Origin of the sequence: Streptomyces sp. NRRL WC-3742 (genome assembly GCF_000720635.1) — a bacterium.
Taxonomy (GTDB): Bacteria; Actinomycetota; Actinomycetes; order Streptomycetales; family Streptomycetaceae; genus Kitasatospora.
Map to the genome: position 1 here is coordinate 78,815 of NZ_JOCF01000008.1, position 13,871 is coordinate 92,685.

The window sequence follows — 13,871 nt, forward strand, 5'->3', positions numbered from 1 at the left end:
CGCTGCGCAGCAGCCGCTCGGCCGTGCGGGCCGCCCTCCGGGACGGAGCCCCCGTCCGCATCCGGCGCGACCGCCCTGCGGCGGACGACCGGGACGGGCGGCGGCCCGGCGGCCGGCTGGGTGCCCGTACCGGCCGGAGACGGGGAGCCCGCGAGGGCGACCTTCATCGGGCGCTCGCCGATCAACCCAAGCCTCCGACCCGTCAGGTCAACGGCTCGTTGCACGCCCCGACTGCCGGGAACAGGGCGCGCGGAAACCACCGGACGCGCACCGGTCGACGGCGAAGCGCTCGTCGGACGCGGGTCGGTCGGCTCCCCCGGAGGTGACGCGACCGTGCTCGGTGCCTCGGGCGGCCCCCCGGTTCCGGTGCCCCCGAGGGGGGACGCGGGCGCGACGGACGGGCCCGCAACGCGTCGCTGCACCGGCCGGCGACCGCTCTGCGTCGGGGCCGTGCTACCGGCAGCGGCCGCAGTGGGCGGCAGTGCGTCGAGCGGGGCGCCGAGGCCCGTGCGCCGGGGAGCGGCAGAGCTGCTGGCCCGTGGCGGTGGCGGCGGCGTGGGCCGACGACCGGAGCCGGAGGCTGCCGGGCCGCTCGGCTCGGCAGCCGTACGGGCTCGGCGCCCACCGGCCGTGTCGCCGGTGGTGTCCCGGTCGGGCGTCGCCGGGCCGGGCTGGGACGCCGTCTGGACGACCGGCAGGGCCGGTCCCCTCGCCGGGGCTTCCGGAGCCTTCCGGCTGCCACCCGCCACGGGTGAGGCGCCGGCGGGCATCGCCGTCAGCGGCGCGCCGAGGACCGGGCGGGTCGTCGGCGGCGCAGCGGCGCGCTGCACCACGGCGTCCCCGGTCGCGTGCGCGGGTTCGGCCACCGGCTCCGGCGGCACGGCGAAGGGCTGCGCCTCCTCGGTGGCCCGGCTCGGCGTCTCGCCGGGCTCCCTAACCACTGGCTCCCGGACCACAGGCACCGGGCGGGCGGGCAGCGTTCGGGGGCGGCGCGCCACGATCAGCGGTTCGCCGACCGGTCGCGGCCGCGACGAACGGCTCTGACTCGTACGTTGGACCTGCGCCTGCCCGGCCGGTTCCGACGGCGTGCGCGGGGAACCCACCGGGGCCTGGACGCCCGGTTCACCGGCCGCAGGAACGTCACGCTCGGACGAAACCCGTCCCTCAGTCGCCCGTTCAGGGCGAGAACTCGCCACGGCTCGGCTATCCGGCCCGGACGCCCGGCGATCCCCGCGCGTGGCCGGTTGCCGTTCGGGGCGAGCGGGAACCTCAGCGGCCGTACGGGCCAGGCGCTCGGACGGAACGTTTCCCTTCCCGGTCGCCTCGGACGTCCCGTGCGAGACCGGGTCGCGTTCCGAGCGAGCGGGAGAGGTAGCAACCGTACGGGCCGCTCGCACCGGGAGTCGTCGCCTCGCGACCGATCGCTGAACGGCCCGACCCGGCTCCCCCGGTTCCTCCGCCTCCTCCACTCCGGCCGGGCGCGTCGCCACAGGCAGGCCGTGCCCGTCGCCACCCGTGAACGCGGGCGATGCCAGCGGCAGCGCCACCGCCCGCAGGATCCCCGCCGGGGCGGACGGAAGGACGGCGTGCCCCAGCGGCCCGGACAGCGACGGGTCCTGCCAGGACGCGAGCCGCGACCGGAACCGGAGGCCGTCGCTGACGCCCGGCGCCGCCCCGGCCAGGGTCGGCGCCAGCGGCCGCACCTCGCGCCAGCCGTCGGCGGGCGGTGCCGGGCGCGGCCGTTCGCGCCCGGGCACACTGCCGTCAACTCCCTCGGCGACCGGCCCCGGCCGCCGACGGGACATCCACTCCCGCAGCCCCATCTACCTCACCGGCCTTCGCCGACGGGGCGGACGGCACAGACGGCACGGCTGGGGCGCACGGTCGCCGACCACCCGGTCATCCGCCCTCCCCCACCCGCGTGTTGAGGCGCGCGATCTCGCGCACCCACTGCCCGCGTTCGTGGTGGGTCAGGTCGAGGACGTCCTCGCGCTGCCAGTGGAAGTAGTACGCGATGTACGCGACCTCCTCGTACAGCCGAGCAGGCGCGTACGTCACGATTCCCCCAGGCGCCCACCGGCGAGGTCGACCTCGAAGGCGCCGTCGCAGTGCGGGCAGGTCACGGCGGCGCGTGTGTGGCCTTCACTGTTGATGCGCTGGTACAGGTCCTGCAGGAACGCCACGTCCGTGGCGTACATCCGCTCGACGATGCCCGCGTGGACGTCCGGGACATCGCCGAGGCGGGTGATGACGTGGCTGAGGAGCACCACGCTCAGGTAGGCCGGGTTCTCCTTCACCCGCAGGTCGATCTGCGGCATCAGCTCGTCGCGCGCGGTGGCCAGGCGCATCGCGCCGTAGCGGTGGACGGTGCCCTCGTCGTCGACGTAGCCGATCGGCAGCTCGAACTCGAACTCCGTGTGCGGCGAACGCCCCTGTGCCTGCGACGGCTGCGAGGGCGCGGCAGCCGGCGGCGGCGCTGCCGCCGCCGGTGCCCGTTCCAGCAGCTCGTCGAGGCCGATGCGCCGCCTCATCGGGGACCTCCGTGGATACCCCCGGCTTTGGCCGGGGGTAGAAACGGACTGCGTGCAGAGCAGATCAGGTGGCGGCGTTTCACCGTCACGCCAGATCGCCGTGCAGGTGGCCTCGCATGATTGTCAGTACCTGCCGGTACGTTGATTTCGTGCACCTCAGATACTCCTATCGCCTCTACCCGACGGAGGGTCAGCAGCATTTGCTGGCCCGTACGTTCGGGTGTGCGCGGGTGGTGTACAACGATGCGCTCGCCCTGCGCAAGGCCGCGTGGAAGGCGGACAGGTCGAGGATCCCGACGGCGTCCGCATCGTGCCCCGCGCGTTCCCGTCCTCCCAGCTCTGCTCGCAGTGCGGGCACCGCGACGGACCCAAGCCCCTCGCCGTCCGCGAGTGGACCTGCGGGGCGTGCGGTGTACTCCATGACCGTGACCTCAACGCTGCTCGGAACATCCTGGCCGCCGGGCAGGCTAAACGCCTGCGGAGGGCCGGTGAGACCCGGCGTGGCAATCCCACGCCGGGCACGGCCCGTTGAAACAGGAACCCACCGGAACGCCGGCCGCACAGGGCGCAGACCCCGTGCCGCAGGCGCGGCCGGAATCCCCGCGCCCCAGCGCGGGGAGGATGTCACTCGACGCTGATCTCTTCGAAGACGATGGTGACCGTCTCCGTCGCCGCGCTGGACTCGCCCGCGCTCAGCGTGGGGCCCTCCCAGCGGCTGGCCCAGGCGTTGGTGAGCTGGATGCGCCGCAGGGTGGCGCCGGTGGTGTCCTTGACCTCGATGGTGAGGTTCTGGCGCGCGGTGTTGATGGCCCCGTTGTTGAGGGTCTCCTTGATCCAGTCCGTGAACGCGCCGCTCTTGTCGAGGCCACGGGTGATCGTGACCTCTCCGGGCAGTCGTGCGCCGGGCTGCTTGCGGACGATCAGCTTGCCCTCTTGGGTCACCTGCTTGTACTCGACGACGTCCTGTTCGACCGTCAGGTTGCTGATCTCCTTGACGGACTCGACGTTGTAGCCGCCGAGCTGGACGCCGAATATGTGTGTGGAGAGCGGATCGCCTTCAGCCATGGCGCGGTGTCACCTTCCGGTTTACGAGGGGATGGATGCGGATCACTCGTCGACGAGGCTCGTGCTGTCGGAGAACTGCGACAGCCGGAACACCACGAACTCGGCCGGCTTCACCGGCGAGACCCCGATCTCGCAGACGACCTGGCCGAGGTCCACGGACTCCGGCGGGTTGTTGTCGCGGTCGCACTTGACGTAGAACGCCTCGGCGGCGGTCTGGCCGAACAGGGCCCCTCGCCGCCACTCCTCGGTGAGGAAGGCGGTGATGTTGCGGCGGATGCTGGACCAGAGCCGGTCGTCGTTGGGCTCGAAGACGACCCACTGGGTGCCCAGGAGGATCGATTCCTCCAGGTAGTTGAACAGTCGGCGCACGTTGAGGTAGCGCCACGCGGGGTCGGAGGAGAGAGTGCGCGCGCCCCAGATGCGGATGCCGCGCCCGGGGAAGGCCCGGATGCAGTTGACGCCGATGGGGTTCAGCAGGTCCTGTTCGCCCTTGCTGAGCCGCAGTTCGAGGTCGACCGCGCCCCGGATGACCTCGTTGGCGGGGGCCTTGTGCACGCCGCGCTCGGCGTCGTTGCGCGCCCAGACCCCGGCGGCGTGGCCGCTGGGCGGGACGAGGACGTTGCGGCCGCCGGCCGGGTCGAAGACCTTGATCCACGGGTAGTAGACGGTGGCGTAGCGGGAGTCGTAGCCCGCCTCGTCGTTGCGCCAGGTGCGCATCCGCTGGGCGCTGAGGCCGGGCGGCGGGTCGAGGACGGCGATCCGGTCGCCCATCTGCTCGCAGTGGGAGATGACGGCGAGCTGCACGGTGCGCAGGCCCTCGTCGTCGAGGTCGCCGCGCTGGTAGGCGCTCATCAGGTCGGGGACGGCGACCATGGTGATCTCGTCGATCGCCTCCAGGCCGGAGAACCCGGTACGGGCGGCGGCGTCGCCGACGTACTCGGCGGCGTCGAGGCGGCCTGCGGGGGCGGCGACGGGGGCGGGCGCGGCGGGCAGCGCGTGGGTCTGGCGCTCGGGGCGGCTCGGCGCGATGCCGGGCTGCTCGGTGACGGCGACGAGCTTGGACTCCCGCAGCTGGGTGACGACGTACCCCTTGGTGTTCTTCCGGGTCGACACGTCGTACGTCTCGGCGACCTCGGTGCCCTTGCGCACCAGGACGCGGAAACGGTCCTCGGGGACGTTCTCGCCCTCGACGTCGGCGATCTCGACGCTGACCTCTCCGCCCGCGCCCGGCAGGGCCGCGAACAGGAAGCCCGCGAGGGCGACGGGCTGCGGCGCGGCGGCGACCTGGGCACTGCCCGCCGCACCGCCCGCCGCCTGCCGCGCGGCCGGGTCGCCGACGCGCACGACGTACGCGGAGCCGCCGCCGTTGGCGAAGTAGCCGTAGACGGCGTGGGCGAGGTAGGTGCCCTCGGTGAAGCCGCCGAACCGCTGGACGTACTGGTCCCAGTTGGTGACGAGCGTGGGCTCGTGGAAGGGGCCGGACTCGGCGAAGCCGACGAACGCGGCGACGGCCGTGCCGACGCCCTCGATCGGCCGGGCACCGGACTGGACCTCCTCCACGTACACGCCCGGGGTGAGGTACGACGGCATATACGCGCTCCTTCGGGTGGCCGGTCGTTCGCCCCCGAGTCTGCTGTGGCGCGCGGCCCGGGGACATGTCCCGGAGTCCCGGACCGGGGGCAAGGTCAACTGCCCCGCCGGGCACCTGCGGGGCAACCTCCGGCGCACCCGTCAGCCGTCCTCCAGGACGCCGAGCCACGGGCCGAACTCGCTCTCCAGCACCAGCCGCCCGAGCTTGCGGTACTCGCCGACGATCGCGGCGACCAGCTGCGCCATGCCCAGCGGGGTGCCCGTTCCGGCGGCCAGGTAGGCGGCGGAGACGGCGCAGGCGCGGATGGAGCCTCCGCTGAGTTCGAAGGCGCGGGCGCAGAAGTCCAGGTCGAGGTCGTCCTTCCTGGGCAGGTGGGGGCCCAGGCACCGGTCCCACAGCAGGCGCCGCTGGGTCTCGTCGGGCAGCGGGAACTCGGCGATGACGTCGATCCGGCGGGTGAACGCCTCGTCGAGGTTGGCGCGCAGGTTGGTGGTGAGCACGGCGATGCCGTCGAAGGACTCCAGGCGCTGGAGCAGGTAGGCGGTCTCGACGTTGGCGTGGCGGTCGTGGGCGTCCTTGACCTGGGAGCGCTTGCCGAAGAGGGCGTCGGCCTCGTCGAAGAGGAGCACGGCGTTGACCTGGGCGGCCTCGGTGAAGACGCGTTCGAGGTTCTTCTCGGTCTCGCCGACGTACTTGTCGACGACGGTGGACAGGTCCACCACGTAGAGCTCCATGGCGAGTTCGGCGGCGACGACCTCGGCCGACATGGTCTTGCCGGTGCCCGACTCCCCGGCGAACAGGGCGATGACGCCGTGTCCGCGCCCGCCTCCGGGGCGCATCCGCCAGCTGCCGAGCACCTGGTCGCGGTGGCGGGCGCGCAGGACGAGTTCGCGCAGGCGGCCGGCGGTGGGTGCGGGGAGGACCAGGTCGTCCCAGCCGACGCCGGGTTCGATGCGGCGGGCGAGGCGGGCCAGGCCCGCGGCGTTCTGGGCGCGGACGGCGGCGCGCAGGTCGTCGGGGCGCAGCGCGCGGCCTTCGGCGGCGGCGGTGCGGACGGCCAGGGAGGCGGCGCGTTCGAGCTGCTCGCGGTCGAGGCGGTGGGCGGCCACGGCCTCGGCCAGCTCGTCGGTCAGTTCGTCGGTGAGCCCGACAGTGGGTTCGTCGGCGCGTTCCTCGCCGGGCTCGGCTCCGGCGGCGGCGAGGGCGTGGGCCCACTGCCGGGCGCGTTCCCGGGTGTCGGGCGGCGGGAGGGTGAGCGTGACGGGGCTCCGGTGCGCCCAGGCCGGGTCCCAGGTCTGGGGACCGTGCACGATCAGCGGGACACCGGCGAGTCGGGCGCACAGGTCGCGCAACAGGGCTGCGCGCTCGGGGCGTTGGGGTTCGAGCCGGTCGAGCGGGCCGAGCACCACGCCGGCGCCGGTGAGGCGCGCTTCGCGGGCGAGTGCCCGTACGAGGTCGCGGTGGCTGTGGGCGGCGAGGGCGGCGGCGTCGACGACCAGGGGCGGCGGGCCGTCCGCCGCGAGGGCGGCGAGGGCGTGCGCGGCGGCGTGCCCGGAGCGGTCGAGGAGGTAGGTGAAGCCGCTCACGGCCCGTAGCCCGCCCTCGGTCGCCGCCGGGGCGGCCCGGCGGGCGATCCCGGCGAGCGCGGCGTCCGGTTCGTCGTCGCCGAGCAGGTGCGCCGCCACCCGGTCGGGCACCCGCAACTCCCGTGAGAGCAGCGGGCGTTCGGGGTCGGCCACCTCCAGCAGGCCCCCGACGACCAGCGGCGCCCGGGCCGCGAGGCGGAAGCGGCCGGCTCCCGCGCTCGGCAGGGCGCAGAGTGCGAGGGCCAGGCCGATGGTGGGCCGGCGTCGGGTGAGGTCGTCGTTGAGGTAGCCGTAGAGCTGCTCGAAGCGGCTGTCGAGGTCGGGGGCGAGGGCGACCGTCAGGAGGTCGAGGTCGACGGGGAGCAGGCCGAAGGCGTCGGCCAGCCGGGCGAGGCGTGAGCCGGGGGGCGGTGGCTCGGTCGACGTCGCTCCGGCTGCCGGTCCGGCCGTCGCTCCGGCCGTCGCTTCGGCCGTGCGGAGGGCGGCGTCGGAGGCGAGGATGCGCTCGACGGCCTCCGGGGCGAGGTACTGGCCCCGGTACGGGTCGTCCGGGTCCGGGTCGTCGGCGCGGCGTGCGCGCACGGCCTCGCGCACCCGCCGTTCGACCTCGCGCAGCCGCTCCCACAGGCTCGTGTCGGGGCTCACCACTGGGCCTTCCCGCGCGGGCGGCGGCCGGGCGGCAGCGGGCGTTCGCGGGGCGCGGCGAAGCCGTCCGCGCCGGGGTCGGTGGCGCCGTCGTAGCGCAGCCGGCGCCCCGGAGCCTCCGTACCGGCGGTACCAGCGGTGTCTGCGGTACCGGCGGTGTCTGCGGTACCGGCGGTGTCGGAGACCCGGGCGACGAGCCCCTCGGTGACCGGCGGGCCCACCGGCATGCGGGCACCGGCCAGCGGGGCGAGGACCCGGAGGTCGATCGAGGGCCGCAGCTCGCCGCCGAGCGCGGACCACACGTCGGGCACCGAGGGCAGGCCCGTGTCCCGGCCCGCGATGTCGAGGGTGACGGTGAGGCCGAGGCGGGCGAGGGTACCGGTCAACAGCCGGGCGGGCAGGGCGTCGACGGCGGTCAGGCACTGCAGCACCTCGGCCAGCAGCCGGTGTTCGTCCTGGGCCCGGTTGGTCCAGACGGTGACCAGGTAGGCCAGTTCGAACCAGCGGGGCGCGCCGTGGTGGGCGAGGACCAGACCGTCCGCGTCGTGCTCGGCGACGGTGCCGGACTGGCGGCGGCCCGTGTCCTCGCGCAGCCCGTAGAGGAAGGCGCTGACGGTCGGTGCGTTGCGCCGGGCGGCGAAGTCCCGGGTGGGCGCGTCGAAGACGATCTCGACGCCGCGCTCGGGCAGCCCGGTCTCGGCGAGCAGGAGGCGTAGCGCCTCGTCGACCTCGTGGATCACCGCCGCTCCACCTCCCCGGGCGGGCCGATGCTGCCCTCGACGACGAGGAAGGGGCAGGTGACCGGGGAGAACCCGGGGCCGCTGGCGGTGATGGTGCGCGGGCCCGTCTCGTCCTTGGGGAGGATCAGGAGCTGGCCCGCGAAGGTGCCGTCGCCCTTGGGGCGGGTGGGCGCGGCGGAGGCGGTGATGCCGGGCTGCCAGGTGAGGGTGACGGGGGCGCCGGGCGGGAAGTCGATGCCGCGCACGGAGGTCACGAAGCCGGGCTTGCCGATGGGCGGTACGGCGACGATGCGGGGCTGGAGGATGCGCAGCGGGGTGCTGGCGCGGTGGGGGCCGGGGGTGGCGTCGGTGCCGGTGGTGGTGAGTTCGGCGGTGATGGTGGTGTCGAGGGCGGCCTTGGGCGAGAGGACGACCTGGACGCTCTGGCTGCGGCCGGGGGCCAGGTCGGCGAGGCGGCAGCTGCCGTCGGTGCGGCAGTCGGGCGGCAGGGCCTCGGTGGGGACGCCGCGCGGCAGGCCGAGGGTGAGGCGCAGGCCCGTGGCGAGGGCCTGGCCGTCGTTGCGGACGGTGTAGGTGACGGTGACGTGGCCGCCGACGTAACCGGGGTTGGGCTGGGCCTCGACCGTCACACCCGGGCCCGCCAGGGGTACGGGCGGCGGCGGGAGCGGCGTGGTCGTGGGCGGCGCGGGCGGCGTGGGAGGGGGTGTCGTCGTGGGCGGGGGTGTCGTCACCGGCGGCGAGGTCGGCGGATCGGCGATCACGGGCAGCACCGTCCGCGCGGCCCCCTCCCCCGGGTCCGGGTCGACGACCGCCCCGGTGACGCCCCATCCGAACTCCCGGGGCCCGACCAGGGTCCCGATCAGCGTGGCGCCGATCCGGACCTCCTGGCCCGGCCCCAGCAGGCCCAGTTCGCAGCGCAGCGTCCCGGCGTCGCAGCGCCCCACCGGGGTGGTGAGCCGCCCGAGCCGGGCGCCGGTGGGCACCGAGACGGTGAGGACGGTGCCGGGCGAGGGCGCGGGGCCCTTGTTGACGACGGTGACGGTGACCTCGGTGCCGTTGTCGACGCGCACCTCGGGCGTGCGGGCGGGTGCGGCGAGCGCCAGGTGGACGGACTGCTGGACGGACGGCTCCTTCTGGCGCCCGGGCAGCCGCTGCGTGATCGGGGTGAGGGTGCGGGCGCCGAAGTCGTAGACCGCCAGCTGCTCGGGCGAGTTGGGCGCCAGGGCCCGGCGGGTGGTGAGCACCAGCCGTGCGCCGTCGGCCGTCCAGGCGGTGTCACGGGGCTGGAAGGGGCCGGTGTCGGGCGTCTCGGGCAGCGGCCGGGTGCAGGCGCCGGGGCCGAGGCCCGTGGGCAGGACGACGGTGCAGTCGGTGCCGGTCGGCGAGGTGACGACCAGGCCGTCCTGGCGGTTGTTGCCGCCGTTGCCGGCCCGGCGGTTGAAGGCGAGGCGGTGGCCGTCCGGGGAGAAGACGGGGCTGTCGTCGATGACGGCGCAGGTGCCGGGGCAGATCGCCCGGCTGAGGTCCTTCTGGCGGGCGGGGTCGTCGGCGGGCACGGTCCAGATGTGCAGGTTGCCGGCGTTGCCGTCGACGACGGCCGTACGGGCGAAGGCGATGAGCTTCCCGTCCGGGGACCAGTGGGGTTCGGCGTCGGAGGCCGCCTCCTGCCCGGCGGGCGGGGTGACGGTGGCGAGGATCGCGCCGGTGGAGGCGTCGGCGATCAGCAGGCGCCCGGGGCCTGTGGGGCTGCTGCGGCTGAAGACGACGCGCCGGCCGTCCGGGGAGAGGGCGGGGTCGGTGTCCCGGTCGAGCGGGCCCCGGCCGGCGAGGGCCATCGGCTCGGGACCGGTGCCGTCCGCGTCGGCGCGCCAGATCCGTTCGGTGCGGCCGCCGCCGGGCGCGTCCTCGTAGCGGGTGGCCACGAGGCGGCGGCCGTCCGGGGTGTAGGACTGGCGCTCGAACCAGGGGTCGAAGCCGGGGCGGGGGTGGAAGAGGGGGTCGGCGGCGGGGTTGGGGTCGGTGTTGGTGGCGGCGGCCGGGTCCTCCTTGAGGACGGTGATGCCGAGGTCGCGCGGGTCGCTGCCGTCGGGGCGGATGTCCTCCACGTTCGCGACGTTCGCGGCGGAGGCGCTCGTCTGCTCGACGACGGGTCCGCCGCCGTTCTGCGGGCCGAGCCAGGCCGGGGTGGCGATCAACCGGTCGGCGCTGTAGAGGACTTTCGGCGCCTCGCAGGAGCAGGTCGGCGCGCGGTAGAGGTTCACCACGGCGGACGGCGGCCCGGGGGTGAGCTGGTCGGCGCTGAGGAACAGGACGCCCGTGCCGTCCGCGAGCCAGGCGGCGGAGCCGGTCTTCCAGGTGGAGCCGGTGGCGCGGAAGAAGGGCTTGTCGCCGCCGGTGGGCGAAGTGACCATCAGGGTGCGGCCCTGGCCGGGGCCCTGGTCCCAGGTGTAGACGATCTCGTTGCGGTGCGCGTCATCGCCGACGGGGTTCCAGGCCGGGTCGACGGCGTCGCCGGTGGGCACGTTGGTGATCCTGACGGGCGCGCCGCCGGTGAAGGGGCGCAGGTGGATCTGGCGGTGCTGCGGGTCCCCGGTGCAGGAGTAGGCGATCCAGCGGCCGTCCGGGGAGACCGTCGGGTGCGTCTCGTCGGCGTTGCCGTCGGTGATGCGGCGCAGGCCCGTGCCGTCGCGTTCGACGGCCCACAGGACGTGCTGGGGCCCGCCGCCGGGGCCGGTGGGCTCGACGGCCTCGAAGACGACGCCCTTGCCGTCCGGGGCGAGGGCGGGGTGGGCGGTGTCCATGCCGGTGGTGAGCCTGCGGACGGAGCCGGTGGCGTCGCGCAGGTAGACCTGCGGGAGGGGGCTGTCGCGCAGGCTGGTGAAGACCAGGTCGTCGCCTCGGGCGGACGGGTCCCGGTCGAAGTGGACCGGGCCGGGCCCGAACAGCGGGGCACTGTCGGCGGCCCCGGTGACGCGGGCCAGGCCCCGGTGGTCGGTGCCGGCGAAGACGATCCGCCCGGCGTCCTGGTCGGCGCCCGCCTGGACGGTGGGCGCCGGGCCCGCCGGGGCGGCGATGCCCAGGACCGGCAGGGCCGCCGCGAGGGCGAGCAGGACCGCGCCGATGACCCGGGCCGGACGCCGCCGGACGGAGCGGACGGGGCGGGGGGCATCGGTGGCGCGGACCACGCTCGACCTCACAGGGTGTCAGGGGCAATCTCCCCGCAGTCTCCCCGGCCCGGGCGCCCGGCGGCAGGGCCGGGGCGCCCGAGCCGGGGGAAACGATCGCTGGCCCCCCAGGGCAATCGGGCAGGGCGGGTCGGGCCCGGGACGGAGCCGGACCGGGCGGGGCGGCCTGGGCGGCCGGGCCTCAGATGAGGCCGCGCCGCAGCGCGTACCCCACGGCGTGCGCCCGGTTGCGCAGGCCGAGGCGGGTGATGATCTCGTGCAGCACGTTCTTGACGGTCCGCTCGGAGTAGGAGGTCTTGGCGGCGATCTCGCTGGTGTCGAAACCCTCCGCGACCAGCCGCAACATCTCCGCCTCCCGGGCCGTCAGAGTGGACAGGGTCAGGCCCCGCCCGTCGAGCATGGTGCGCTGGAGGGTGCCGATCCGGTCGAGCAGTTCACCGAGGAGGTCCCCGGGCATCACGCCCTCCCCCGCGGCGAGCGCCGTGATGAGGTGCACCAGCCGGTCCTGGTCGGCCTCCGCGCGGCGCAGCACCGCGGCCACCCCGCACTCGACGATCGTCTGCAGCCCGCCCGCCTCGAACTGGCCCACCACCAGGCCGATCCGGCCGCTGGTGGCGAGCCGCAGCCGGCGCAGGTGCTCGGTCACGGCCTCGGTGAGGGCGTCGACCACCAGCAGGGAGACCTCCGCCCGGCCGGCCTGCGCCTCGGCCTCGCTGAGCAGTTCCACTTCGGGGCGCTGGCGCAGCTGCTGGACCACGCCGGTCTGCAGGATGAGGTCCTCGGCGTACACGGCCACCCGTATCTGGGCCTGCCGGCCGCGCAGTTGGACGGGTACGCGCGGGCTCGCGGTCCGGGTGGCGGCTTCCTCGCGGGAGGTGTCGATCTGCGTCATTCGTCTACTCCGTTATCCAGGGGACATGTGCTGGCGGCGGCCCGCCGCCGGACGGTGGCGCGGGCCGCACGGTAGGGCGGGGGTCATTCGGGTCTGTGCGGTCTTCGCGGCTCGCGCGGGCAAGGGGATGTGCCCGCGGCTTGCCCGCGCGGGCCTCTCGCCGGGCCGGGCGGCGGCCCTACCGTCGCGCTATGACCGCATCCGCATCCGCCGAACTGGCCCTGGCCGCACTGACAGTGGCGCCCGGTGGCACCGCCACCACGACCCTGACCGTGCGCAACGACCTCGACATCGTCGAGGCGTACACGCTGGAGGTCGTCGGCGACTGCGCCGCGTGGACGACGGTCGAGCCCGCCCGGGTGTCGCTCTACCCGGGCACCTCCGAGACGGTGACGGTGCGTCTGGCGCCCCCGCGCTCGCCCGAGGCGCGGGCCGGGGACTTCCCGCTCGGCGTGCGGGTGCTGCCGGTGGAGCACCCGGAGCTGGCCACCGTGCCGGAGGCCACGGTCACCGTGCTGCCCTTCCAGGAGCTGCGGGCCGCCCTGGCGCCGCGCCGCCGCCGCGGCTGGCTGCGCGCCCGCTACCGGGCCACGGTGCGCAACCTCGGCAACGCGCCGACCACCGTCGTCCTCACCCCCGGGCAGGCCGGTGAGGACCTGCGCTTCCGGGTCACCCCCGAGAAGCTGCGCCTGGAGCCGGGCGCTGCGGGCGAGGTGCGGGTGCAGGCGCGGGCCCGCAAGCTGATCTGGTTCGGGAAGCCGAGCACCTGGCCCTTCGAGGTCAAGGCCGGTCCGGAGGCTCCCAAGGCGAAGGAGGGGGACTCCCCCGCCGGGGCCCCGGCGTCCGCCCAGGCCCCGGTGTCCGCACAGACTCCGGAGTCCGCACAGACGCCGGTGGCTGCCCTGGACGGCGAGTTCGTCCAACTCCCGGTGTTCCCCAGGTGGCTGCTCGCGCTGCTGGCGGCGCTGATCGCCCTGCTGCTGGCCTGGTTCGCCCTGGTCCGCCCGGCGGTGCGCAGTTCCGCGAAGCAGGCCGCCGAGCAGGCCGTCGCCCAGAAGACCGCCGCTCCGGTGCCCGCCCCTCCCGCCGAGGGCGCGCCGCCCGTCCCGTCCGCCGGTGCCACTCCGGGCAGCGCGGGCAAGCCGGCCGCCGGGCAGCCGACTCCGGGCGGCCGAGGCTCCGGCCCGGGTTCGCAGGGGGGCGGCGGCGGGGCACAGATCAACGGGACGATCGACGTGCAGACCGCCAACGCCGGTACGGCGGCGGGGAATTACCCGGTGCCGCACGGCAAGGTCCTGGACATCACGGACATCGTCGTGGCCAACTTCCAAGGCGACCAAGGACTGTTGACCATCAAGGCGGGCGATCTGACGATCACCACGATCGCCTTGGAGACCTTCCGCAACCAGGACTACCACTGGGTGACTCCCATCCGGGTCTCCGAGGACCAGGCCGTGACGGCGAACGTGACCTGCGAGTCCCCCGGTACTCCCGCCTCGGGAGCCCAGGCGGCGTCCTGCCACGAACTCGTCAACATCAGTGGAACGCTGAGCGACCTCCCCCGGGGCAACTGAGCGTTCCACCGGTATCTCCCCCTACATCCTGTGACCATGTCAACACGCGATCATCCCTACAT

General features: G+C 74.9%; 11 protein-coding genes and 1 pseudogene. 4 read left to right on the forward strand and 8 right to left on the reverse strand.

Annotated elements, in window-relative coordinates; genetic code table 11:
- Window positions 1-639: 639 nt before the first annotated feature.
- Window positions 640-1,044: a hypothetical protein gene (locus tag IH61_RS46795; RefSeq protein WP_158844750.1), complete on the forward strand. Its 405-nt coding sequence runs from the start codon at window positions 640-642 to the stop codon at window positions 1,042-1,044.
- 855 nt (window positions 1,045-1,899) lie between these two features.
- On the opposite strand, the gene IH61_RS47650 is transcribed toward IH61_RS46795, so the two are convergent.
- A complete protein-coding gene (locus IH61_RS47650; RefSeq protein WP_199823281.1) occupies window positions 1,900-2,058 on the reverse strand; it encodes a DUF6760 family protein in 159 nt (52 codons plus the stop codon).
- A complete protein-coding gene (locus tag IH61_RS0107170) occupies window positions 2,055-2,531 on the reverse strand; it encodes a hypothetical protein (RefSeq protein ID WP_031066631.1) in 477 nt (158 codons plus the stop codon). Before IH61_RS0107170 ends, IH61_RS47650 begins: the two co-directional genes overlap by 4 nt.
- A 116-nt stretch (window positions 2,532-2,647) precedes the next feature.
- On the opposite strand from IH61_RS0107170, the pseudogene IH61_RS50200 reads away from it, so the two are divergent.
- Window positions 2,648-2,800, forward strand: a pseudogene (locus tag IH61_RS50200) (helix-turn-helix domain-containing protein); the annotation flags it as partial.
- Window positions 2,801-2,841: 41 nt separating this feature from the next.
- Window positions 2,842-3,063 (forward strand): zinc ribbon domain-containing protein, encoded by a 222-nt coding sequence (locus tag IH61_RS48265; RefSeq protein WP_324607584.1) that lies wholly within the window; start codon window positions 2,842-2,844, stop codon window positions 3,061-3,063.
- A gap of 92 nt (window positions 3,064-3,155) precedes the next feature.
- Here IH61_RS48265 and IH61_RS0107175 read toward each other — a convergent pair whose 3' ends face one another.
- The 6 genes from IH61_RS0107175 to IH61_RS0107200 all read right to left on the reverse strand — a co-directional run bounded on the left by IH61_RS0107175 (window position 3,156) and on the right by IH61_RS0107200 (window position 12,235).
- On the reverse strand, window positions 3,156-3,596 hold the full coding sequence (locus tag IH61_RS0107175) for a phage tail protein (protein WP_030290301.1): 441 nt from the start codon (window positions 3,594-3,596) through the stop codon (window positions 3,156-3,158).
- 42 nt (window positions 3,597-3,638) lie between these two features.
- Entirely contained in the window at window positions 3,639-5,186 is a 1,548-nt protein-coding gene (locus IH61_RS0107180) for a phage tail sheath family protein (RefSeq protein WP_031066633.1), read from the reverse strand.
- A 141-nt stretch (window positions 5,187-5,327) separates the two neighbouring features.
- Window positions 5,328-7,418 carry an AAA family ATPase gene (locus tag IH61_RS0107185; protein WP_234327065.1) on the reverse strand — a complete coding sequence of 697 codons (2,091 nt, stop codon included), beginning with the start codon at window positions 7,416-7,418 and terminating at the stop codon, window positions 5,328-5,330.
- Window positions 7,415-8,158 carry a DUF4255 domain-containing protein gene (locus IH61_RS0107190; protein WP_031066638.1) on the reverse strand — a complete coding sequence of 248 codons (744 nt, stop codon included), beginning with the start codon at window positions 8,156-8,158 and terminating at the stop codon, window positions 7,415-7,417. The genes IH61_RS0107185 and IH61_RS0107190 overlap by 4 nt, the downstream gene beginning before the upstream one ends.
- Window positions 8,155-11,343, reverse strand: a complete 3,189-nt coding sequence (locus IH61_RS0107195; protein WP_051836450.1) for a DUF11 domain-containing protein — start codon at window positions 11,341-11,343, stop codon at window positions 8,155-8,157. Before IH61_RS0107195 ends, IH61_RS0107190 begins: the two co-directional genes overlap by 4 nt.
- A gap of 181 nt (window positions 11,344-11,524) precedes the next feature.
- The gene (locus IH61_RS0107200; RefSeq protein WP_031066643.1) at window positions 11,525-12,235 is read right to left on the reverse strand and encodes a helix-turn-helix transcriptional regulator; all 711 of its coding nucleotides are present in this window, start codon (window positions 12,233-12,235) and stop codon (window positions 11,525-11,527) included.
- Between the two features lie 191 nt (window positions 12,236-12,426).
- Between IH61_RS0107200 and IH61_RS0107205 the strand changes: the two genes are divergently transcribed.
- Entirely contained in the window at window positions 12,427-13,809 is a 1,383-nt protein-coding gene (locus IH61_RS0107205) for a hypothetical protein (protein WP_031066645.1), read from the forward strand.
- Window positions 13,810-13,871: the final 62 nt, after the last annotated feature.

Excerpts from the sequence above, each read along its gene's own strand:
- IH61_RS0107170 (WP_031066631.1), bottom strand. The coding sequence starts at position 2,531 with ATGAGGCGGCGCATCGGCCTCGACGAGCTGCTGGAACGGGCACCGGCG.
- IH61_RS0107175 (WP_030290301.1), bottom strand. The coding sequence starts at position 3,596 with ATGGCTGAAGGCGATCCGCTCTCCACACACATATTCGGCGTCCAGCTC.
- IH61_RS0107180 (WP_031066633.1), bottom strand. The coding sequence starts at position 5,186 with ATGCCGTCGTACCTCACCCCGGGCGTGTACGTGGAGGAGGTCCAGTCC.
- IH61_RS0107200 (WP_031066643.1), bottom strand. The coding sequence starts at position 12,235 with ATGACGCAGATCGACACCTCCCGCGAGGAAGCCGCCACCCGGACCGCG.
- IH61_RS0107205 (WP_031066645.1), top strand. The coding sequence starts at position 12,427 with ATGACCGCATCCGCATCCGCCGAACTGGCCCTGGCCGCACTGACAGTG.